Below are 23,121 nucleotides of genomic sequence, written 5' to 3' on the forward strand. Positions count from 1 at the left end.
AGGAACCGACACACGCTTTCGCATAGCATAATTGTGACGACAAAATGAGGGGATACCCGGAGGTAAACCGGGTATCCCCTCATTGTGTGTCTACGGTTTCCATGCTGTGGAAACCGCTATGAATGATTCGTTATTCATTGTCGAGGTTTTGCGATACAAGCGCCGCAATCCTGTAGACAGCATCGGCGTTCTCAGAAGAAACCTCCACAGTGTCGCCGTGCTCAGCACCTAGCGCCATGATCATGAGAGAGGAAGCAGCATCGGCGGGCTCGGCGTCGGCGTCATCGGGAAGGGAGATCAAGATCTCTTCGTCAAAGTTCGACGCTTCCTCGGCAATAACAGCTGCCGGACGAGCGTGGAGGCCAACGGTGGAACCGACGGTAACAGTGGTGGAAGCCATAAGGGAACCTTTCTGTTTAACAAACAAGAGTGTGGATCATCTGGACCGTGTGCCATCAGGATTCGGACTTGTAGTCCACCTGTGCACAACTATTTTTACGAGTGAGCAGCCTCGGCTTTTGCCTTAACTGGCCACCACGTCTTGAGGGCGATAACACCGGCTGCGGCGACTATCACACCCACAATGAGTGAGACAAAGAACATGAGAACGTGGGTGACAGCCAGGATGACGAAAACACCGCCGTGTGGAGCCATCAACTGAACACCGGCTGCCATCGAAACCGCACCTGAGACCGCACCACCAAGCATCATGGAGGGGATCACGCGCAGTGGATCCGCCGCAGCGAACGGAATGGCGCCCTCAGAAATGAAGGACAGTCCCAACAACCAGGCAGCTTTTCCGTTTTCCTGTTCTGCCTTGTTGAACAAGGTTGGCCGGACGATAGTTGCCAACGCCAAGGCCAACGGAGGAACCATCCCGGTAATCATGACTGCGGCCATGATTTTGAGAGAGGCAGGATCATCAACATTGAGTCCGGCTGTCGCGAACAGATACGCGGCCTTGTTCACCGGTCCTCCCAAATCGAAGCACATCATGAGTCCAAGGACGATGCCCAACATGATTGCGGACGATCCTGACATTGAGTTCAGACCGTGTTGAAGAGAATCCGTCAACGACGCGATTGGTCGGCCGAGCAGGATAAACATCGTGAATCCGGTAATGAGTGAGTCGACCAAAGGAATGATCACGACAGGCATCAACCCGGACAACCACCGTGGTGGGTTCAGAGAACCGAACCATAGTGCAATGAGACCGGCAATAAGACCAGTAAACAAACCACCAATGAAACCGGCTCCTACCGCTACCGACACAGCACCACCGATAAAGCCAGGAGCGATACCGGGACGCCCGCCGAGAGCATAGGCGATATAGCCAGACAGAGCAGGAACAAGGAACTTCATGCCCACAATACCGATATACGCTGATACAGCACCAAGATAAATCAGGATTGGTGGTTGGCTGAAGTTATAGGTTTCTCCTTCCGCAGTAATGTGCTGACTGGGAAGATTCCACAGTGCATTGTGGTCAACGACCGTCTCATACACCTTGGTGACATCAGCTCCCGCGAGTACGAAGGCTAACGCCAACAGGAGACCACCCGCGGCAACGAATGGAATCATGTAGGAAACACCCGTCATGAGGGCCTGCTGAATACGTTTACCCCAGCTAAGTCCTTGCGTTCCCGCTTCTGGACTAGACGAGGATGTTCCCGCTTGTCCTTTGACGCGGGGAGCGCGAGGATCAGTCGAGGCCGCGATGGCGTCGTCGATCAGCGCATGAGGCTTGTCGATTGCCCGCTTAACGCCACATTCGACCACCGGTATCCCCGCGAACCGCTCCCGGTCCTTAACTCCAACATCAGTGGCAAAGATCACTGCATCTGCGTTCGCAATGACGTCCGCAGGAAGAGGAGTGACTCCGGATGACCCTTGTGTTTCCACCATGAGTTCCACGTCATCGCGCTCGTCGACAGCCTGTGTGAGAGAATCTGCTGCCATGTACGTGTGCGCGATTCCAGTAGGACACGCTGTGACCGCGACAATCCGAGTAAACGTGGCTCGTGGTGTGGTCGGTGCGGGGTTGGTGGTGGTTGGTGTGGGATCAACGGCGGGTCGAGACGCTGGGCCAGTGACAACAGGTGGTGTTGGTGTGGTCTCGGCGGTGGTCGGAGTGGCTGTCGGTGAGGACAGGTTCTCTGTTGATTTACCAGCAAGCGTGTTGAGGATTCGCTGGACGGCGTCGCGCTCGGTGTGCGCTTCGCGCAAGGAATCGCGGAAGGATGATTTCACCAAGCTTCGCGCTAGCTTGGAGAGAATCTTGAGGTGGTCTTTTCCGCCGCGTAGTGGTGCGGCGATGAGGAAGACGAGATCTGCAGGCCCATCGGCAGAGCCAAAATCGACGGGGTGCGCCAGGCGCACGAAGGTCAAGGTCGGTGCTGCTACATGGTCGGTTCGGCAGTGGGGAATAGCGACGCCACCTGGTACCCCTGTTGAGGATTTTGCCTCACGAGCCAATGCTGCGGAGGCAAGGCCGGCGGCGTCGTCAGCGCGTCCTGCTTGTGCCGTGCGTGCTGCGAGCGCTCGGATCACATCCTCAGCGGTGTCACCGGGGGCTACGTCGAGCATGACGAGTTCCGGCGTAATGACCGCGGACTCGTGGGAACCCGATCTCACGTTCTTTTCAAATGTCATGGTAATCCTTTCAGAGCTGCTGCATCGGCGACAGCTGTGATAATGACAGATTCTGGATGTGTTTCGGAGGGGGATGGGATAGTAGTTCCGGGAAGCGATGTTGCCGCTGAACCGTAGGCGACGGCGTACTGGAGGGCGGTTTTTTCCGCGTGGTTGTCCGTCGTCGTGCTATTTCCGACGCCATCATTACCAGACTGAAGGCCAATAATGAAGCCTGCAAGACTGGAGTCTCCTGCCCCTACGGTGTTAACCGGGGTAATAGGGGGAGGGGTGGCGTACCAGATGCCGTTCTTTGTTGCTAACACCGCACCGGAGGCGCCAAGTGTCAGGAGAACGTAGCTGACGCCATGTTCGACGAGGTGTGCAGCGGCATCTGCTGCTGGTGAGATGTTACCTCGAGATGCCTCAACCTCAATGGCCCGTCCGTCAATGCCGAGGAGCTGACCGATTTCGTACCCGTTGGGTTTGAGGAGGTCGGGTGCCGTTGATGGGTCGCCAAGCATATGTGCTCGTAATGTCTGAAGAGGAGTATCAGAGGTATCAACGGCGACGTTGACGTTGTGATCGCCGGCCGCGTCGCGGATTGCCGTTATGGTATCGGCGTACCATGATGGTGGGAGCCCAGGGGGGAGGGACCCCGCCAGGACAATCCATGAGGCTTTCGTTGCTGCGCCCCGGATTGCGTTGGTGAAAGCCTCAGACTGATCGGCAGTCAGCGGGGTGCCTGGTTCGTTAAATTTGGTCGTCGTGCCGTCAGGTTCTGCAATCGTAAGATTGATACGTACCGGGCTGCTCGCTGGCGTTGGGGAAAAAGTGAGGCCAGTATCATGTACGAGGGATGCATACGGGTCAGCTGAATAAGTCGGAGCGATGGCGACAGTAGGCTGGTTCGCTCTGAATGTTGCCATTGCTACGTTGATCCCTTTACCTGCAGGGATGTCGGCGACGTCAGCGATCCTGTTGACACCACCACGTCGAAGCGAGGTGGATATGGTGGCCGTGCGATCCATGCACGGGTTGGGAGTCACAGTGACTATAGCCCCGTCGGGGATGTCGATGACGTGTGTGGCTGATGCCTCAACGCCGGATGACCGACGATCACCTAGCGTTTCGCCTGCTTCCGGGCTCGGCGACGGTGAATGTATAGACATTATTCCTCTAGAGATGGTGGAGAGTCGCACGAAACCATGTCCACCGTCGACACTAGTGGGGGTCGGTAACCCGACCTGTTACTGTGCGACGACGACATCGATTTCGTGCTCGCGGAGTTGGGAAAGGAAGGATTCCGGGGCGGCAGAGTCTGTGATAAGAACGTCGATATTACTCAGTGCAGCAAAACTAACCAGGTAGTCGCGGCCGAATTTTGACGAATCACACATAGCGACAACACGGTTCGCGTTGGTGATCATCGCCCGCTTGACGGCTGCTTCTTGGGGGTCGGCGGTTGATAGTCCGTGATCGATGGTTAACGCGTTAGTGCCGACGAAGGCAACGTCGGCACGCATTAATGCGAGTGTTCGCAGTGCGGTATCGCCGACTACCGCCTGTGTGATCGCGCGGATTTGACCACCGAGTAACTGAAGATCAGTGAGGTTTCGGCTGGCCAGATTCATGGCGATGGGAAGGCAGTTGGTAACAATTGGCCACCCACGGCCTGATGATAAATCAGCTATGTGGTTGGCTAGGACTGCAGTTGTTGTACCTGCGTCGAGGAAAATGCCCGCACCTTGTGGTGGTAGGTAGTCCATCGCTTTACGCCCAATAGCTGCCTTTGCGCCTGAGGCGGCTCTGGTCCGGCTATCGATCGGGAGCTCGAGGGTCTGGAAATTAGTGGAGGCCACGGCGCCACCGTGAACACGGTGGATAGCGCCCTCCCGGTCGAGCTGCGCGAGGTCGCGACGGACTGTTTCTGCCGTTACTGAGAATCGTTCGGACAGATCGGTGACACTGACACGGCCTTCTACGGCGGTGAGAGAAGCGATTTGTCGCCGTCTTTCTTCTGCGTACATGTCTGCGTCACTTGTCCTTTCACGTTTGTTTCACGCTACGTCTGCGTTTGATTCATTGGCGTTACGTTGTCTTGATGCTTCTTTGCTCCTAAGGGTATCGCGTTTTGTTGTAAAACGGTCATGAGGACATGTCTGAATGTCTCCGATCGGACATGAAGGGGCCGTCCAGGGCGTGACATTCATGTTGTTTTGTGTTTACTTTACTGTGAATGTGAGGTTTTGAACATAGTTTTGTGACTTTTCCCACTTTTGGTGATGGTATATTTCCGGGCCTGACAACTAGACTTGGTTTCACAAAAACCAAGATGAGGAGCAACTGTAATGGACACTCAACAATCTGCCGTGATCAAAGGTAAAGCCGTAGTCCCTGGTGTTGCCTTTGGTCCGATCGCGGTAGTAGCTCCGCGCCCTGCTGTGCCAGAAATGGGGGCTGAGGTTGACGAAGGTCACCGTGAGGCGGAATATAAACGCTTCGAGAGTGCAGCTGACGCGGTTGTTAGTGCGTTGAAAAATCGAGCTATGAGTCTTGTTGGAAACGCTGCTGATGTGGTGAACGCGACGGCGGGACTCGCAGCTGATCGCGGGTGGCGTCGGAAAGTTAAGAAACTAACGACGCAAGGACGGAACGCTATCGATGCGACGGTGTCTGCTACAGCATCATTTGTCGACATGTTTACCGCTAACGGTGGCGTTTTCGCAGAGCGGGTCGCTGATCTTGAAGATGTTCGCGATAGAGTCTTGGCTCAGCTGCAGGGTATTCCTGAGCCCGGGCTTCCCACATTGACCTCCCCATCGATTCTCCTGGCTGATGACCTTGCTCCCGCAGATACCGCGACGCTGAACCCAGAACTTGTACTCGGCATTGTTACACGGTGCGGTGGTCCAACCTCGCATACCGCAATTATCGCTCGCCAGTTGAACATCCCTTGTGTGGTTGCTGTTGGAACCTCGCCGGTGAACATCGAATCGGAACGGACACCAGGGTTGATTAATGGAGCAGCTGGAGAGTTGACCATTCGTCCGGATGAAACTGCTGCGGCGAGTGCGGTACATGAATGGTCACAGCTTGCGGAAAAAATTGCTCACTGGGAAGGTCCGGCGCAAACCAAAGATGGGCACCGTGTCCAACTGCTCGCGAATGTCCAGGATGGTCCGCAGGCAGCATCCGCGGCGTCGACTGCCGTTGAGGGAGTCGGATTATTCCGGACTGAGCTGCTCTTCTTGTCATCAACGAAGGAACCAACCGTCGATGATCAGGCTGCGGCCTATAGTCGGGTCCTCAACGCGTTTCCGACTGGTAAGGTCGTCGTTCGTACCCTTGACGCAGGGTCAGATAAGCCTGTTCCATTCGTGGAGGCTGACAAAGAAGATAACCCCGCGCTAGGCGTCCGTGGTGTACGTATCGCGTGGGACCGGCAAGATATCTTGTCACGCCAACTTGATGCGATCGCACAGGCGGTCGCATCAAGTAATCATGTCAACGCCCCAACATGGGTCATGGCTCCGATGATTGCCACGGTGGATGAAGCGCGGTGGTTTGCTGACATGTGCCGTGAACGTAGCTTGACACCAGGGGTGATGGTCGAGGTTCCCGCGGTGGCGATGTGCGCGTCAGAAATTATGCGTGAAGTTGATTTTGTGTCGATCGGAACAAACGACTTGACGCAATACACCATGGCGGCCGATCGTTTGTCCTCGCCATTGGCACACCTCAATGATCCTTGGCAACCAGCGGTGTTACGTCTTATCAAGATAGTGTGTTCCGCGGGTGTAGAAACTGGAACACCGGTTGGAGTCTGTGGTGAGGCGGCATCAGATCCTCTTCTGGCCTGTGTTCTAACTGGCCTTGGTGTTAATTCCTTATCGGTGGCCGCACCATCAGCCGCTGGTGTGGGTGCACAAATTGGCGACCTCACCTTCGAAGAATGCCAGGCGATGGCTGCGGCAGCTCTCGCTGCTACGTCAGCTGCAGATGCGAAGGCAGCTGCCGCCAAGGCCCTGTAAAAACGCAGCGCTGCGGTGTGGTGATGAGTAACAGCCGTGACATGTGCCTACGACTGGTGATGATCAACGTGGTGCATGTTACGGCGAAACTATAGTGACCGAATAACTGTAACTACTTTTCCAAGAAGTGTGGCATCGTTGCCAGGGATGGGCTCAAACGCATCGTTGTGGGGGAGAAGCCACACGCCGGTGCGGTCACGGTGAAACTCTTTTACCGTGGCTTCGCCATCAATCATGGCAACAACAAAATCCCCAAGTTCGGCGACATTCTGGGAACGTACAACGACATAGTCACCATCCAAAATTCCAGCATCCCGCATAGATTCGCCTACCACCGACAGTATGTACAGCTCACCGTCTCCTGTGATCTCACGGGGAAGTGGGAACTCATCGGAAATTTCTTGCTCAGCCAAGATCGGGGCGCCAGCTGCGATACGCCCAATTGCCGGTACAAAAACTGGTGTAGGACGCTGACTCTCATCGTGTTCTCCCCCGCCGGGGGCGTGGATGACGGAATCGTGTATATCATCTGCTCGTGGTGAGGTGCGGGACCTAGGTGTACTCGTAGGGTCGGTGATTTTCAGCCCCACTGCCCGGGGTTTATTAGGGTCGCGTCGGAGAAAACCTTTTTTCTCAAGTTCCTTAAGTTGGTAGGCGACCGACGATGTTGACGTCAGTCCAGCAGCTTGACCAATTTCTCTAATACTTGGTGGATAGCCACGCAGGACAATCGCGTCCTGGATGATGTCGAGGATGCGGCGCTGCCGATCAGTGAGTGAATGGGGATTGGGTTTCGTCGATTTCCGGTTTTTTTTCGCGGGCATAGCGTTCGTCTCTTTCAGTGTCTGGCCGCCACCGATGGACATGACTGTGCGAATGATCATGGATTTCACGGCCACATTCTTGGTGTCAAATATGTCAGTGAGGTTAGTCTACATCACCCAATTCAAGATGGACGTGCGTTCGATGAGGTGCTGGCTACCCCTCTCGTCGAGTTATGGCTGCTGGGTAAAAACATTGCAGACAATGTAGTAATAAAATTACGTAATGTTCGAACTAAAGAGTGTTTCTATATGGCCAAATAGGAATCTGTGTTCGATATATGGCACAATATGTGCTGTTGTGTCGGGGTCATTTGCTGTCATGTCATCGTCCCCTTGTTGGGGGATGAGATGTTCGATTGCATTTGGATCTACGACAATATCGAAAGGATGTCCCATGCCAGTACAAACCCACACACGAACCACTCACAGCTACATGCATCCCACTCGCGGCCGTAGCGTTGATACTCACGGACACGGCGAACTACCCCTGAAAGGACTTGAGGTTCACGGCCAACATACTGTCCCGACGCGGCGGACTGGAACCGTTACTGCTCCTGTCAGTTCTCGACACCGATCAGCGGGGCTGAGATACAAGCCCAGAAGATCAGCGTCCACCTGCAGTCGCTCTTCTTATGGCGAGCGACGTAGAATCGCGGCATACAGTCTCGTTCTCGGGGTACTCATGGGCGCAAGCCTGTTCTATGCCTGGGAGGAACCACGGGATACTGATGCAGGCCAGCGCTCGACGTATGGTCAATCCTCGGTCACGGTGGTCCCTTCTGAGGAAGGATAGAACGCTATCGCACTCGTCGGGGGCGGACAGCCATGCAGATAGGAGTTCATCGTCGTGTTTTGTCCTTTTTGTCATCACTCACAATCCCGAGTGATTGATTCCAGGACTGTGGAAAACGGTTTTGTCACTCGACGACGCCGGCAATGCGGCAAATGTGATGGCCGTTTTACTACCGTCGAGAAGTCGGTCCTTTTGGTAGATAAGCGAAACGGAGTAACAGAAGACTTCAGCAAAGATAAACTTATCCGTGGAGTAAAGCGTGCATGCCAAGGGCGGGAGGTACCGGAAGACCAATTGAAACTTCTTGCTCAACGAGTCGAGATTGATTTGCGCGCCCAAGGAGGATCACGCGTTCGTTCAAACGACGTTGGTCTCGCGGTGTTGGAGCCTTTACGGCAACTCGATGAAGTTGCCTATATGCGTTTTGCCTCGGTGTACAAGCAATTTAGCAGTGTGGAAGACTTCGAGCGAGAAATTAGGGAATTCAAAGCTCGCCGTACACGGAAGGCGTAATGAACGAGAATCGTCACACGAGCAGCCTCGTGATCGACCTCGGTTCGTGGGGCTGAATTACTGAAGCTTATTGATGGCTTTGGTAATTCTCTGTGCCGAAACTTTCTGTGCGGTGCCTAATCGTTCAGCGAACACTTGAACTCGAAGCTCCTGTAACGAAAACAGGATTGCACGTGCTGCCGGAGAATGTGCTCGCTGGCGTGGAAGACTATTCAGCTTTGAGCGGAATGCCTGTTCAAGCCGGTTGATGTCATCCTGCCGATCGGCATCCCTGTCAGGGTCACGTTCCATATCTTCAAGCCGGATGGTGATCGCTTTCATATACCGATCCAGGTGCTTGAGGTGGCCAATGCCATAGCGTGTTACTGCGTTGCGGGGGAGTACAGTAGCCAGCTGGTTCTGGATGTCGTCGATGGCCGGCCCATCCCAATTCTTGAGCTCATGAACAACAGCGTCGTACGATACAAGACCTGGTGCCATCGTGACGAGCATCTGCCGTGCGGTCGATGGTATCGAATGGGCTATCTTGTGCTGTACAGTGTCGAACGTAGTCGGAGAGCGTTCAATAGTCCCGTGTTTGACTAAAGCATCTTTGATCGCAGCAACCCGACAATCATCGACAAGTCCATCCACACCACCGTGCGGAAAGTGTTCTACGGCAACACGGTGGTGAAGGGGCAGGCCTTTAACCAGCTGATTCTTATTGATCTTAATTGAACGTAACAACAATGTTAATTGGGCAGTGAACATCATCGATTCGGCCGTGGCCTTTGATGCAGAAGTGACAGCCTCGACGCCCTCTGCCGTGACGCGCAGTGCAGGATACGCCGTCATAGGTTGACCATCGATGACAGTCTCGATGGTCTCAGGGAGAGTTCCGATCCCTTCATCATTCCAGGTGTCGTAGATCTGCCCATAGGCTGGTCCGGCGGTGTTACTGACCTGGCTACGACGATCGGTGCTGTGGTGCTGAGAACTATTCTTCGTGACGACAGGTGCGTTGAAATGTGCAGCGTCACCGTCATTGCATGTGCTAGTTGTTGTGGTGTGGATGGCACGTCTCTTGAATGCTGCGGACATTGCCTGGGTAGCTGCTGTACTCTGTCGTTCTTTCAACGCGGCCAGGTTACGATCGTGGTCAATCACTTGTCCATGTCGGTCTATGACTTGGAAGTTCATCCGCAAGTGAGGCGGCAGCTTAGTGGTATCGAAGTCAGTGGCGGATATTCCCATCCCACCCACAGCGCGGAGCGCATCAGCGAGAGCCTCGGTGAGTGGGAGCTCATACGGGCGCATGATCCGCATTGCTTGGGCTGCGAAGTCTGGTGCAGGAACAACCGACGTTCTCAGGGGCTTCGGTAACGTACGAATGAGAGCAGTTATAAGATCACCGCGCAGGCCGGGCACGTTCCAGTCGAATCGATCGTCTGAGGACAGTGAACCTACGATGGGAAGCGGGATGCGCACGCTCACTCCATCATCAGGTTCCCCGGGCTCAAACTTGTAGGTTAGTGCAAGATCTGCAGACCGGGCCCGCCACAGATCAGGAAAATCCTCGTCACGGATATCCTGAGCATCGGAATGGAGAAGTTTGTCTGGATCAAATTCAAGGAGACCAGGGTCCCGTGGCCCTGTCTTCTTCCACCAGGAATCGAAATGATGGCCGGTGGTGACTGAATCAGGAATCCGTGCGTCGTAAAAGGCGTAGAGCGTGTCGTCATCAATGAGGAGACCACGGCGACGGGCTTTTTCCTCAAGCTCTCCTGCGGACGTTAATTTCTCACGGTTATTGTGGAAAAACGTGTGGCGAGTGGACCAATCCCCCTCGACGAGTGCATTGCGAATAAAGATTTCGCGGGCTTCACGGGGGTCGATGCGATGGTAGGGGACAAGCCGGTCTGTGACGACGGGGAGCCCGAAAAGGGTGGAGCGTTGGTATGCCATTGCCGCAGACCTTTTCCGCGACCAGTGGGGCTCCGTGTATTGGTGGCGCAGCAACGTGGAGGCTTGTTCTTCGATCCAGCGAGGCTGAATCGCAGCCGCATCTCGCGCGAACATCCGTGACGTCTCGACAATGTCGGCCGCCATCAGCCACTGAGGCGGCTTTTTATGCAGCGACGACCCGGGAAAGATCACGAACCGGGTTCCCCGGGCACCGAGGTATTCTTTTTTCACGTCGCTTCGGAGACCCGTCTGTGACAACAGCCCGGACAACATAGATTGGTGAAGCCTATCCTGGTCAACAGCGATCCTCGGCATCGTGGGGCAGGTATTCATCTGTGTCATCCCGGGTGACTCCGCACAGATGTTGTCCTTGTCATGTATTGTCGGCACGAGGCGATTTTGATCCCAGGGCCAGGACAACTCTTCGGCGAGGCGTCGCAACTGTCGAACAAAATCTATCCATTCACGTACCCGCATGTAGTGGAGATATTCTTCCCGACACCGTTTACGGAACGCATTTCCCGACAACTCATCTTTAACTGCGGATATATAGGCCCACAAGCGGAGGTACGACATGAAATCACTCGTGGGATCTCTAAAACGAGCGTGGGCTTGATCGGCTTGCGTTTCGTACTCAGTCGGGCGTTCACGAACATCCTGAATCGATAGCGCAGCGACGATAACGGACGTGGCTTCTAGGACATCACGGCGATGGGCTTCAACCAACATGCGTGCGAGGCGTGGATCGACTGGAATTCGCGCAATCTCATGCCCGATTGCCGATAATACTGGTAGCCCGTGGTTTTCACTATTGTCCAGTGCCCCCAGTTCGTGGAGGACCAGCATGCCGTCGCGAATCGCTTTCGGTTCCGGAGGGTCAATGAACGGGAAATCATTAATATTACCGAGCTTCAACGAGGTCATAGTGATGATGACGCTCGCAAGGTTGGTGCGCAAGATTTCTGGATCAGTGAATTCTGGTCGCGACTCAAAATCTTCTTGGGAATAGAGTCGTATTGCAATGCCTTCTGCGATACGTCCTGACCGGCCGGAACGTTGGTTTGCGCTTGCTTGGCTAATAGGCTCGATGGAAAGCCGCTGGACTTTCGTCCTTGACGAATACCGAGAGATACGGGCAGTGCCGGTGTCGACAACATAATGAATGCCTGGAACAGTCAACGATGTTTCAGCGATGTTGGTGGCGAGCACGATTCGTCGACCGTGGTGCGGGCTGAAAACCCGGTGCTGTTCTGCGTTGGAGAGACGGCCAAACAGTGGTGTGACCTCCACTCCATCCCAGTGACGCGCGTCTATTGCATCCTGGGCATCTCGGATGTCGCGCTCGCTGGGAAAGAAACAGAGGATGTCTCCGGGGCCAGCGGCCATGAGTTCCTCGCACGCCTCGCAAAGAGCCTCATGCGGGTCCTTATTGACTCGTCTGATGGAGCCGTCTTGGCGCTCATGTTCGACATATGGCGGCCGGTAACGGATCTCAACGGGATACGTCCGCCCGGATACTTCAATGATGGGAGCGGGGTTTCCTGCGGAATCGGTGAAGTGGTGCGCGAACTTTTCAGGGTCGATGGTTGCCGAGGTAATAATTACTTTGAGGTCTGGCCGGTGTGGTAACAGCTGTTTGATATAACCAAGGATGAAGTCAATGTTGAGACTTCGTTCATGGGCCTCGTCGATAATAATCGTGTCATACGCGCGGAGAAATCTGTCGCGTTGCATTTCGGCCAGAAGGATACCATCGGTCATAAGCTTAATAGCTGTCGATGGGCTGACCTGGTCATCAAATCGAATGGCATAGCCGACGGTGTGACCGATATCTTGTCCGAGTTCAGCCGAGATTCGTTCAGCGACAGTGCGAGCAGCTAACCGCCGTGGCTGGGTATGTCCTATGATTCCCCTGCGCCCACGACCTAATTCTAAGCAGATCTTCGGGATCTGTGTTGTTTTGCCAGACCCAGTTTCACCCGCGACGATGACTACTTGGTGGTCACGGATGGCATCGGCAATATCGTCGACACGCTGCGATACAGGGAGATCGGACGGATAGGTAACTGACGGCAGTGCAGCAAGTTTCGCAGCATGCTGCTTACGCGCCGCTGTCAACTCGTGTGCAATCGCACGCCGTGCGTGAGGTGACCTGGCCTTCTTTAACCGCCGTCGGAAACGATTCTCGTCAGCGCAGCTGACATCGGTGAGGTGCGCATAGAGTGCCTTGCGGGACGGAGCATCAGATTGTTCAGAGAACTGCCCAGTGGCCTGCACCACAGCTTTGTCGTTCGATTGATTCGATGTGTTCGTCATAACTTGCCACAGTCTACCGGGAGGGTTCCACCAGCACTGTTATGGCGGGAGCGCTCTCTATTGCGAACCACGGCCGGCAGCGAGGTGATCAGCAATCAATGTCGTGGCTAGACCAATGAGAACCAGTGCTATTGTCGGCGACAAAGCGAACCACAATGCCCTGCCAGCATACGGCATGGCTTCACTGAGCATCGTCCCCCATTGAGGTGAATCATGCCCAGCTCCGATTCCAAGAAATGCAAGCCCGGCGAGCGCGAGGATATTATGCCCCACCCTCGTAGCCCCATGACGAAGAGCAGCAGGCGCCACAAACGGGAGTGTATGAACGATGAACAACCGCCACCATTGCGCACCACTATCACGCGCCCACTCATAGTGACCTTGCCGACGAACCTCAGCAGCCAACGTATGACAGTGAGCGGCGATAGGAATCCATCCGACAGCCATAATTGCACCTGCTGATGTCCGCACTGAAGTGCCGAATACGGATGCAAGAACAATGCCAATAAACACGACGGGTAGAGCATTTAACGTGTCTCCAAGCGCTCGACCCCACGGGCCGACAAGTCCAACGATCATACCGATGACAACACACACTGCGGTGGTAATCACTGCGATGCCGATGGTTGGGATGGCTCCATCGGCCATCCGCCCCAGGACATCACGTCCCACTTGGTCAGTTCCCAATGGATGATTGAGGGATGGCGATTGGAGCCTGGCGCCCGGCGTGATGGCCGATGATCGAAATGCACCAAGAATGAGGCCAACCGACAGGGGAATTAACATGACAAAAGGCGCCCACCAAGCGAGGTTGATGTGGGGTGTTGTGCGGGCGAGGCTGGCATTGTGCGACCGCACAATGGGGCGCATCATGACGTAGTGAATGGCTTTCGAAATAAAACCACAGATTGCACCAACGACAAGGACTAAGGACAGTAAGGCCTGCATAACGGGAACGTTCTGTTGAGTTGCCGCGTCGACAGCGATCCGGCCGAGGCCGGGTATAGAAAAAATATTCTCAACAAGAGCAGTTGACGCCAGGGTACCGGCGAAAAAGAGGAAAATTTGCGGTGTTAGTGTGGCAAAGCCTCGTCGAATTAAACTGCGTCGGACACGGTGGGCCGGTATTCCGTTCACTAACCAGGTCGTGACCCACGGTTCTGCCGCGGCAGTGTCCACGGCAATGAGAAGGATACGGGAGAGGACCCCAGCGATCGGGATACTCATTGATGCTACAGGCAGAACGGCATAGTTAAAACCATCCCATCCAGTCGCAGGAAACCATTGCAGGTGTATGGCAACAACATTGATCACAAGACTAGCGACAACGAATCCAGGAAGAGAAGACAGGACCGCGGTGGAAAATAAACCTGCTCGAGTGGAACGACCGTGAGAGTAGGCAACAATCCGTGGCCAGACCACGCCGCAGGCGATGAGTGTCCCCGTGGCCACCGCTGTAAACGTAATAAAGAGCGAGGGGCCGACGCCTGCAACGACGACGTCCCAGGCGGACGTCGACGGGTTTGCCCATGACGGGCCACCATCAAGATGAATAAGGCCGGTAAAGAATTGTCCCATTCCTTGTAGCGGATTGGATGGGAGATCCAGTTGACGTCGAATATTCTCAAGGGCATCAGGATCTGGGGTGCCCTCTGGCTCTCGCGCTCGGAAAACCGACTCAGCGATGTCACGGCCGGACAGCCACGGGAGGGCTGCAGCGAACAGTAATCCAGCGACGAAAGTGAAAGCGGTCGTTGCTACACTGCCCACGATGGACCGGTACGCGAAGCGGTTACGGTGATGCGAAGACGTTCTAATCACGTTCGGTATCACCTGTCAGAATGCGGCGCTCATATGGGTCGATGACGATGTTTTTCAATCCATTCACGGCAGTATATCCACGTGAAAATGCAACAGGGATAACAGCATTATCCGCGACAATGAGAGCACCAATCTCAGCCGCGCGCTGGCGTCGTTCACTGGGATTAGAAATTGTCAGTGCCTGGGTAACCTGAGCATCAATTTCTGGATTACAGATATGTGACAAGTTATACGTGCCTTCACAGGTATAATCGGACTGAAGATATGTCACGGGATCAGCAGCATCAGCTAGGTAGTTGCGACTCCCGATCACAACATCGAACTGGCCAGCGTAGAGCTCTTTTTCTAGCGAATTAAAATCTTTTGCAGTGACGTCAACGGTGAACCCGGCGTGACGGAGTTCATCAGCAACAATCGTTGCAGTCTCGGGGAGCTCGCCGCGCTCAGTCCACGTTGCAAGCTTGATTTTCTGATTCGAGGGTTGGATGGCGTGAACAGAACTTGCCGATGCGCTATCGGGGGTTCGTGCCCAGCTGTCGGAGGTGTTAAACAGATGACCGGTAGCAGCGTCTGCTTTTCCTTCGAATACAGAGTTAGTGATGGATGTGCTGTCAATAGCTTGGCGTGCTGCAGCTCGTAGGCCAGGGTCAGCAAAGATGCCGTTTTTAGTGTTCAAGTGAACGAGAACAGCGCGGTGGATGGGGACGGATTTGAGGTTCGCATTGCCGTTGTCTATCTGCGATACCTGTGCTATGGGGATTGTTGTCGCGAGTTGAATTTCCCCTGACCGAAATGCCGCTGTTCGAGCGCCGGCGTCAGTGATAAATTTGGCTGTCACTGAACGCAGTTTTGGTGTGCCACCCCAGTACTGATCATGGGCTTTCAAATCAGCCTGGCTGGTAGTGGCCTTTCTGACCAGTGCGAACGGTCCTGTTCCGTGGTTAATCAGGTCTGGGTTATCATTTTGTGGTTCTTTTTTGCCGCCTGTATTTTTGCCGAACGCGTCAGGCGACAGAATAATTGTTCCTGGGTCGGCAAAGCGCTGGAGGAGAATGGGATCGTCCTGCTCCGAGCTGACTGTTAATGTGTGGTCATCTTGTGCCTCGAAGTTCAGCTGTGCTTTCCCTAGCGCTCGTGGGCGTGTGGTGGCATTCCATGCATGATTGAGGCTGTTGACTGCCGCCTGGGCAGTCAACAGGGTGCCGTCCTGGAATATTGCCTTACGAAGATGGAAGGTTATTGATCGCGGGGAGTCAGTGGACCAGGATGTAGCCAGGGCTGGGGAGACATGGTTATCATCGCCCAGATTCACCAGGGTCTCGCCAATGCCTAATTGGTTGATCTTGACGGCATCGCCGGAGTATAGGGACATCCCAGCTGAGGGTGCGAAGGATAATCCAATGGTGGCGGTGTCGTTATTGTTTGAGTGTGAATTATTGAAGCAGCCAGCAAGTGTGATGACAGCAAAGGGGATGGAGAGAGCTTTAAATTGTGGCCTCATGGTCTTAGTCCTTTCGGTAGGAGGTCGTGCCAAGGGGTATGACGGGCGAGGGGTTGATCGTCGGTGTGGTGTCGAGGCCTGAGGCGCAGCGGTAGACATGATCAGCGTGGAGGAGGTCTACCGTATGGGACACAGGCGAACGCGTGATTGCGCTTGCTGGTTGATCATCGACGATGTGCCCCCCATCGATAACCAGGATACGATCGCATGACGACATCATGAAGGTCAGATTGTGGCCGGTTACCACGATTCCGCATGATGTTTTTTGTTGATATGAGGCGAGAGTGGACATCGTCGTCAGTGCACTCTGTGTATCTAAAGCGGAGATAACTTCATCGGCAAGGATGACGGAAGGTCGAGTCGCCATGGCACGTGCCAGCGCCACGCGCTGGCGCTGGCCACCAGAGAGCTGGTGGGGTCGACGTGTGAGGCAGTCTTTGGGCAAGCCCAAGGAGGCAACTATATCCTCATAGTCAGGTTCGTCGGTTTTCGCGATGCGGGTGGCTTCTCGGATGATCGAGTGGACGGTCATCAGGGGATGCAAGGTTGCATCGGGTTGTTGCGGGACGAAGGAACACCAGCCATGATTGTCAGGTGCTTGACGGCGGCCACTGTCGAGTGGAAGGCTTCCCATAATTGCTTGCAACAAGCTTGTCTTCCCGGATCCCGACCGTCCTATGATGCCGATTCGTTCGCCGGTATAAACCTTGAGTGAGCAGCTATTTAATCGTCCCTCATGTGTCGCTTTTTCCAAGCATACGAGGGGAGAAGTAGCCATTTCCGCTGATTCTGTTGCCGCACGACTACCTATATCCTTCGTGGTAACTGTGTCGGTATTTCTCTTATGTCCCTGTTGTGAATGTATATCATTCTGCGTGATAGATACGTGTTTTCTCGATGGGGGAGCGGAATTAGATTGAGCCTGCGCATCGGTGTCGGATGTGTATTCGGTGAGTATTCCGTCGTTGATATGGCAGTGGCGTGTTGCCAAGGGAGTGAATGCATGCACGTCGTGTGTCGCCATCACAATGGTGGGATGGTGTGTGGAATGAAAGTCGTGGATGATGTCTCTGATTGCAAGTGATGTGGCAGGGTCGAGCGCGCTGGTTGCTTCATCGGCAATGAGGATGTCAGGGTGGTGGATGAGGGCGAGAACGAGGCATGCTCGTTGGCGCTGCCCGCCCGAAAGCTCTAGGGGGTAGCGTTGAGGGTCGACGCCGACGCTGTTAAGCATGTCATGGGCTTTGGCCATTGCCTGGTGCCGTAACGTAGTCGGGACGCCGTACGAAATCTGTGTCCCCAGTGGTGTCAGTGGATCGAGCGATGTCGAGGAGTTCTGGGAACACAGGCCGAGTCGTCCCGTGACGGCACAATAGCCGGTGGAGTATAGGCCTGTGGTCCTGGTCCGATGAGGGGACGTCGAGACTGGTAGCGATGATGCCTCTCCGGGGGGAGCGGAATTGTTGATAATTGAGTTAAGGAAAAGACTTTTACCAGCGCCGGACGGGCCGGAGATAATTAACCATTCCCCGGGTTCGATGTGGAGGTCATCAACGTGGAGAAGGGTGTCGGATGAGTGAGGGGGTGTCAGGTCTGTCAGTCTGGCCGAAGGGAGGGTTTTGGGTGCTTTCGCAACGACAGAAAAATCCCGGAAGGTAAGGGAACCGGGAAGTGTATCGCGAGCCACAGGGCAACGTTCTCCTTTTACCCGTCGAACTAACAATTGGTTGTGAACCAGAATTGTAAACGACAGGTGGATTTTTATTGAAAACGGTTGTAAAGAATGTGGCGTTGAGGGCCCATCACCGCGAGGTGTGACTACCGCGACAGTCCTCCAAAAAGAGCCCTGGGCAGAATGGATGCCGAGGGCCCTTCGTGTATATCAGTGTAGTAATGACATTAGCGACTAGCCTCGATGTGGATAGCTTGCGCTACCCCCTGGAGGGTCGCTGCAATCTTGATAGCTTCGAATACCTGCTCCTTGGTCAGCCCCTCTGAGATTACTGTCTTTTCGTGAGCTTTCGTGCAGTCGTGACAGCCGTTAATGGTGGACACGGCGAGGGCCATGAGTTCAAAATCAACCTTGTCAATGCCAGACTTGTTGATGATGTTCATGCGTAGCCCCATCCGAATTTGTGCATAGTCGGGTCCTAGAAAGGACTTTGCACGGTAAGCCACGTTATTCATAGCCATAATTGATGCGGCACCGTAAGCTGCATCGATGTATTCCGTTGAGAGGTGTTGCGATGCTTCCTCAGCAATTTCGGACATGACAGTGTCGTTGCGAGTTGCCGCAGCTGTTGCCAGGAGAGTCCCCCACAGTTGCTGTTCGGAGAGCTCGGTCGAACGAGAGAGTGTTCCCAGGTTCAACTTGAGATCTTTTGCATAGTCGGGCAGCCCCTCTTTGAGGTTGTTAAGTGACATGGCTGACCGTCACTTCAACTCGTCAGTAAGAACATCCATCTTGTTGATGTTCTTGGTGGGGTCATTCTTCTGCCAGTTGCAGGCGCAAACTTCCTCAGACTGAAGTGCGTCGAGAACACGAAGGACTTCGTCGACATTCCGGCCAACAGCATCGGGTGTGACTGATACAAATTGGATCACATTGTCGGGATCAACGATAAAGGTGGCGCGGTCGGCGACACCGCCAGAGTTCTCAACTCCAAGCGCGCTAATTAAATCGTGCTTGATGTCCGATAGCATGGGGAAAGGAATGGACTTCAAGTCGGGATGGGTTGCGCGCCAATTGAAGTGGGAAAACTCATTGTCGACAGAACCGGCGAGGATCTGGGTATCTCGGTCTGCAAACTCATCATTTAGCTTGCCAAACGCGGCGATTTCGGTAGGACAAACGAAAGTGAAATCCTTCGGGTAGAAGAAGATGACGCGCCATTTGCCGTGGTGTGATTGGTTATTGATCTCTTCGAAGTAGTCCTCGGGCTGGTTCGCGTTGACCTCGCGGAGGTCGCCACCTTTGAGTGCAGTTAATGTAAAGTCTGGAAACTGGTCGCCGATGGTCAGTAATGCCATGGGGTCCTCCTGATAAATGGTATGACTGGTTAAAACCTGACGTTATAAAGGATGACATGATTTATCGGGCGTGTCAAGAGGTAAAACTTAACTATGTAGTGTACAGTTATAACTATGAAAAATATGAAGAATAAAGAGTACCGCCCGACCATTGCTCAGCTTCGCGCCTTCGTAACCATCGCAGAGCACCGCCATTTTAGTACCTCAGCAGCACGTTTAGGAATATCACAGCCATCACTTTCCCAAGCCCTCGTCGCTCTGGAAAGTGGCCTAAACCTGCAACTGATCGAACGGTCGACCCGAAAAGTCATTGTGACCGCAGCCGGCCAGGCTCTCCTTCCCTATGCTCGTGCAGCCCTGGACACCACGGACGATTTTGTCTCCCACGCCCGGGGGGTCAATGATTCGCTGTCTGGGCCAGTGACCATTGGTGTTATCCCGACAGTCGCCCCCTATATCCTCCCTGACCTTCTCCACCTGATTAGCATGGAGATGCCAGATGTTCAGCCAAACATTGTCGAAGAACAAACCCATCGCCTTATTGAAAGTTTGAAGCAGGGCACTATCGACATCGCTGTCTTCGCGTTACCTTCCGGCGAAAGTGGGCTCATTGAACAACACCTTTATGACGAAGACTTCTTTCTTGTTGTTCCTGAAGGACATGAATTAGCTGGCAGGAGACACGTCGATCCGAAGGTGCTGGACAAACTTAACCTTCTTCTTCTTGATGACGGACACTGTTTACGTGATCAAGTATTGGACCTTTGTCGTCGAACTGGGCGAGGATCAAAGGCAAACCAAGCGGTCACAAGGGTCGCTAGTTTGACGACTGTTGTGCAGTGCGTGGCAGGAGGACTCGGGGCCACCTTGGTACCAGCCTCAGCCCTCCCTGTTGAAGCTCATCAGGAGGGTGTCGCTATCGCTACCTTTAAGAAGGGTTCGGTTCCATGCCATCGTGAAATTGGCCTCGCATATCGGTCTAGTACGTCACCGAGTAGAGGTGAGCAATTCCAACATATAGGTCGCCACATCACCAGAGCATTCGAGAAAGTGACGCAAGATACGAGGCTCCTCGCGTAAAACCATTGTTCACACGCATGTCTTCCCTCCATGCGTGTGTGGCCACCTCGGGTAAGAAAATATGGTGACGCTGTGGGCTTAGCACCCTTCTACAATGCTGAGGCATGATAAGCGCACATCGCCATCTTCGTCGGACGCATCCAGGTCAACCGTTCCAGTGATAGCCCAATCATGGTTGCCATCCGGATCATCGATAATCTGACGAACAGACCAGGACCGAGCCTCCTCGTTAATGATGATCATGTCTGCCGACCGCGCAGAGGCATCCACACCAAGGTCAGCAAAGGTATCAAAGTAGTTGTCAAGCGCCGACGACCAATCTGGTGTACCCCTCACATCATCCAACGTAATCCGGTCCGTCAATTCATCGAGCTCGCGTTCTTTTTCAAAAGCGAAAAGCTCGACAAAACGAAAAAATACGTTCCGAACCATGCGGGTAAACGCACGCTTATTGGCAGTTAGTGCCGTGGGCGCGCCACCACCGAAGGCGCGTTCTTCGATCTCGTGATCACTAATCGGAGTATCAGGGTCGGCCATACGATTCCACTCATCCAATAATGACGAATCAACCTGGATAATGAGCTCTGACAGCCAATCGATAATCTCATCTAACTCATCGGTGTGGTAGTCCGCTGGGACGGTATTGAGTAACGTGCGCCATGCATCGGTGAGATACCGGAGGATGACTCCCTCTGACTTCGCTAAACCATAAGTTGCGATGAGGTCTGAAAAGTTCATCGCACGTTCAATCATATGACGGACCACTGATTTGGGGGAGAGGGAAAACTCGCGCGCCCATGGGTGCCCGTCAGCATAGGTTTCGAAAGCCTCATCGAGTTCCTCTTTGAGAGGCATGGGCCACGTGATTTCCTCGACGCGAGCCATCCTTTCGGTGTAATCGACACCTTCGGCTTTAAGTGCTGCTATCTCTTCGCCCCGTTCCTTTTTTTCCTGTGCTCGCAGGAGCGGCCCGGGGTCGTCCAAAATCGATTCCATTACACTGATGATGTCAAGTGTAAACGTCTCACTCTCGGGATCAAGGATATCGAGCGCTGCAACAGCAAATGGAGACAACGGTTGGTTGAGCGCAAAATCCCGCTGAAGTTCGTCGGTGACGTGGCAGTAACGTCCGGTGTCGTCCGGGCCATCGCTATGTTCGATGATCCCAGCTTGTCGCAGGCCACGAAAAAGATCGATTGCCGTATGGATATGGCGATTTTGCTTCGAACGAGTTTCATGGCTACCTCGGAGGAGGCGATGCATAGCCACAAAGCCGTTGCCTGGGCGAGATAAAACGTTAAGTAGCATGGAACTGGATACGGTGAATTGACTGGTCATCTGCTCGGGTTCGGCATTGACAAGACGTTTGTACGTACTTTCTGCCCATGTTGCACGGCCTTCCGGAGCCGATTTCTTCCTCAATTTTTTCAATTTCTTGGGGTCACTGCCAGCCTTTTGACGAGCTTGGTAGTTTTCGATCTCATGCTCCGGTGCTTCGATGATGACAAACCCTTCAGTGTCGAAGCCCGCACGTCCCGCACGTCCCGCAATTTGGTGGAATTCCCTGGACCGGAGAACACGATGTCGTTGACCATCGTATTTTGCGAGGCCACTGAACAGTACAGTACGGATGGGTACATTAATGCCCACGCCGAGCGTATCTGTTCCACAGATCACGGTCAGTAAGCCAGCTTGAGCAAGTTTTTCTACGAGGCGACGATACTTGGGCAACATTCCGGCATGATGTACGCCAATTCCTTGCCTAACGAGGCTGGAGAGTTGACGGCCAAACGCTGATGAGAAGCGGAACGAACCAATTTCTGCGCGAATTTGCTCTTTTCTCTCCGGTGAGATTGCAATATGCCCCCTCAAGGCTTGGGCGCGGTCCGCCGCGTCGCGTTGAGAGAAATGAACAATGTAGATAGGGGCCTTATGGTCTTGGAGTAGGGAGTCGATCGTCTCGTGAATAGGGGTGTAGGCGTAGGAAAACGACAAGGGGACGGGTCGTTGACTCCCCTCTACAAGGTCCGTGTCACGTCCCGTCCGGTTGCTCAAATCTTTTCGGAGAAACGTGGTGTCCCCAAGGGTAGCGGACATAAGGATGAATTGGGTTCGTGGAAGCTCGAGCAAGGGCACTTGCCACGCCCATCCGCGCTGAGGTTCGGAGTAGTAGTGGAATTCATCCATGACAACCTGATCAATAGGAGCATCAGCACCATCACGTAACGCGATATTGGCAACGATTTCGGCTGTTGCGCAGATAATGGGAGCATTGCCGTTAACCGTGGCGTCACCCGTCATCATTCCAACATTTTCTGCACCGAATGCGTGACAAAGGGAGAAAAATTTTTCATTGACCAGCGCTTTAATCGGAGCGGTGTAAAATGTTCGCTGCCTGTGTGCGAGGGCGAAGAAATGCGCGTATAACGCCACCAGCGATTTTCCGGAACCAGTCGGGGTAGCAACAATGACGTTGTCGCCCGCCTCAGTTGCCAGTATTGCCTCGTCTTGGGCGGGGAAAAGGGTAATCCCACGGGAACGAACCCATGTTCGGAACGAGTCAGAAATGGCCTCATTAAGCAACGGCTCGGGGACATCGTCAAGGTCGGGCAAAAAGCTGGCTAGGTTCACAGC

The 23,121-nt window shown here is 54.0% G+C and carries 15 protein-coding genes; 3 read left to right on the plus strand and 12 right to left on the minus strand.

Features of this window, described 5'->3' with window-relative positions:
- Positions 1 to 130: 130 nt before the first annotated feature.
- The 4 genes from V5S80_RS02745 to V5S80_RS02760 all read right to left on the minus strand — a co-directional run bounded on the left by V5S80_RS02745 (position 131) and on the right by V5S80_RS02760 (position 4,661).
- The gene (locus V5S80_RS02745) at positions 131 to 400 is read right to left on the minus strand and encodes an HPr family phosphocarrier protein (RefSeq protein ID WP_395169193.1); all 270 of its coding nucleotides are present in this window, start codon (positions 398 to 400) and stop codon (positions 131 to 133) included.
- Positions 401 to 495: 95 nt separating this feature from the next.
- Positions 496 to 2,652 (minus strand): fructose-specific PTS transporter subunit EIIC, encoded by a 2,157-nt coding sequence (locus tag V5S80_RS02750; protein ID WP_395169194.1) that lies wholly within the window; start codon positions 2,650 to 2,652, stop codon positions 496 to 498.
- Positions 2,649 to 3,803 carry a 1-phosphofructokinase family hexose kinase gene (locus V5S80_RS02755; RefSeq protein WP_395169195.1) on the minus strand — a complete coding sequence of 385 codons (1,155 nt, stop codon included), beginning with the start codon at positions 3,801 to 3,803 and terminating at the stop codon, positions 2,649 to 2,651. The genes V5S80_RS02750 and V5S80_RS02755 overlap by 4 nt, the downstream gene beginning before the upstream one ends.
- A 78-nt stretch (positions 3,804 to 3,881) precedes the next feature.
- A complete protein-coding gene (locus V5S80_RS02760) occupies positions 3,882 to 4,661 on the minus strand; it encodes a DeoR/GlpR family DNA-binding transcription regulator (RefSeq protein WP_395169196.1) in 780 nt (259 codons plus the stop codon).
- A 321-nt stretch (positions 4,662 to 4,982) separates the two neighbouring features.
- Between V5S80_RS02760 and ptsP the strand changes: the two genes are divergently transcribed.
- On the plus strand, positions 4,983 to 6,665 hold the full coding sequence (ptsP, locus tag V5S80_RS02765) for a phosphoenolpyruvate--protein phosphotransferase (RefSeq protein ID WP_395169197.1): 1,683 nt from the start codon (positions 4,983 to 4,985) through the stop codon (positions 6,663 to 6,665).
- Between the two features lie 89 nt (positions 6,666 to 6,754).
- Here ptsP and lexA read toward each other — a convergent pair whose 3' ends face one another.
- The gene (lexA, locus tag V5S80_RS02770; protein ID WP_395169438.1) at positions 6,755 to 7,489 is read right to left on the minus strand and encodes a transcriptional repressor LexA; all 735 of its coding nucleotides are present in this window, start codon (positions 7,487 to 7,489) and stop codon (positions 6,755 to 6,757) included.
- Positions 7,490 to 8,336: 847 nt separating this feature from the next.
- On the opposite strand from lexA, the gene nrdR reads away from it, so the two are divergent.
- On the plus strand, positions 8,337 to 8,795 hold the full coding sequence (nrdR, locus tag V5S80_RS02775) for a transcriptional regulator NrdR (RefSeq protein WP_395169198.1): 459 nt from the start codon (positions 8,337 to 8,339) through the stop codon (positions 8,793 to 8,795).
- A gap of 57 nt (positions 8,796 to 8,852) precedes the next feature.
- Here nrdR and hrpA read toward each other — a convergent pair whose 3' ends face one another.
- The 6 genes from hrpA to V5S80_RS02805 all read right to left on the minus strand — a co-directional run bounded on the left by hrpA (position 8,853) and on the right by V5S80_RS02805 (position 19,407).
- Positions 8,853 to 13,055, minus strand: a complete 4,203-nt coding sequence (hrpA, locus tag V5S80_RS02780; RefSeq protein WP_395169199.1) for an ATP-dependent RNA helicase HrpA — start codon at positions 13,053 to 13,055, stop codon at positions 8,853 to 8,855.
- A gap of 57 nt (positions 13,056 to 13,112) precedes the next feature.
- Entirely contained in the window at positions 13,113 to 14,876 is a 1,764-nt protein-coding gene (locus tag V5S80_RS02785; protein ID WP_395169200.1) for an ABC transporter permease subunit, read from the minus strand.
- Positions 14,869 to 16,377, minus strand: a complete 1,509-nt coding sequence (locus V5S80_RS02790; protein ID WP_395169201.1) for an ABC transporter substrate-binding protein — start codon at positions 16,375 to 16,377, stop codon at positions 14,869 to 14,871. The genes V5S80_RS02785 and V5S80_RS02790 overlap by 8 nt, the downstream gene beginning before the upstream one ends.
- 4 nt (positions 16,378 to 16,381) lie before the next feature.
- Entirely contained in the window at positions 16,382 to 18,064 is a 1,683-nt protein-coding gene (locus V5S80_RS02795; protein WP_395169202.1) for an ABC transporter ATP-binding protein, read from the minus strand.
- 212 nt (positions 18,065 to 18,276) lie between these two features.
- Positions 18,277 to 18,801: a carboxymuconolactone decarboxylase family protein gene (locus V5S80_RS02800; protein ID WP_395169203.1), complete on the minus strand. Its 525-nt coding sequence runs from the start codon at positions 18,799 to 18,801 to the stop codon at positions 18,277 to 18,279.
- Between the two features lie 9 nt (positions 18,802 to 18,810).
- Positions 18,811 to 19,407: a peroxiredoxin gene (locus V5S80_RS02805; protein WP_395169204.1), complete on the minus strand. Its 597-nt coding sequence runs from the start codon at positions 19,405 to 19,407 to the stop codon at positions 18,811 to 18,813.
- Between the two features lie 114 nt (positions 19,408 to 19,521).
- On the opposite strand from V5S80_RS02805, the gene V5S80_RS02810 reads away from it, so the two are divergent.
- Positions 19,522 to 20,487, plus strand: coding sequence for a hydrogen peroxide-inducible genes activator (locus V5S80_RS02810; protein ID WP_395169205.1), 966 nt, complete (start codon positions 19,522 to 19,524; stop codon positions 20,485 to 20,487).
- Between the two features lie 78 nt (positions 20,488 to 20,565).
- Here V5S80_RS02810 and V5S80_RS02815 read toward each other — a convergent pair whose 3' ends face one another.
- On the minus strand, positions 20,566 to 23,118 hold the full coding sequence (locus tag V5S80_RS02815; protein ID WP_395169206.1) for a DEAD/DEAH box helicase: 2,553 nt from the start codon (positions 23,116 to 23,118) through the stop codon (positions 20,566 to 20,568).
- Positions 23,119 to 23,121 lie beyond the last annotated feature (3 nt).

It is taken from the genome of Corynebacterium sp. PCR 32 (assembly GCF_037464985.1).
Lineage (GTDB): Bacteria > Actinomycetota > Actinomycetes > Mycobacteriales > Mycobacteriaceae > Corynebacterium > Corynebacterium kroppenstedtii_D.

Bases quoted from the DNA above. Each gene is read 5' to 3' on its own strand.
- V5S80_RS02745 (WP_395169193.1), bottom strand. From the start codon at position 400: ATGGCTTCCACCACTGTTACCGTCGGTTCCACCGTTGGCCTCCACGCT.
- V5S80_RS02750 (WP_395169194.1), bottom strand. From the start codon at position 2,652: ATGACATTTGAAAAGAACGTGAGATCGGGTTCCCACGAGTCCGCGGTC.
- V5S80_RS02755 (WP_395169195.1), bottom strand. From the start codon at position 3,803: ATGTCTATACATTCACCGTCGCCGAGCCCGGAAGCAGGCGAAACGCTA.
- V5S80_RS02760 (WP_395169196.1), bottom strand. From the start codon at position 4,661: ATGTACGCAGAAGAAAGACGGCGACAAATCGCTTCTCTCACCGCCGTA.
- ptsP (WP_395169197.1), top strand. From the start codon at position 4,983: ATGGACACTCAACAATCTGCCGTGATCAAAGGTAAAGCCGTAGTCCCT.
- lexA (WP_395169438.1), bottom strand. From the start codon at position 7,489: ATGCCCGCGAAAAAAAACCGGAAATCGACGAAACCCAATCCCCATTCA.
- hrpA (WP_395169199.1), bottom strand. From the start codon at position 13,055: ATGACGAACACATCGAATCAATCGAACGACAAAGCTGTGGTGCAGGCC.
- V5S80_RS02790 (WP_395169201.1), bottom strand. From the start codon at position 16,377: ATGAGGCCACAATTTAAAGCTCTCTCCATCCCCTTTGCTGTCATCACA.
- V5S80_RS02800 (WP_395169203.1), bottom strand. From the start codon at position 18,801: ATGTCACTTAACAACCTCAAAGAGGGGCTGCCCGACTATGCAAAAGAT.
- V5S80_RS02805 (WP_395169204.1), bottom strand. From the start codon at position 19,407: ATGGCATTACTGACCATCGGCGACCAGTTTCCAGACTTTACATTAACT.
- V5S80_RS02810 (WP_395169205.1), top strand. From the start codon at position 19,522: ATGAAAAATATGAAGAATAAAGAGTACCGCCCGACCATTGCTCAGCTT.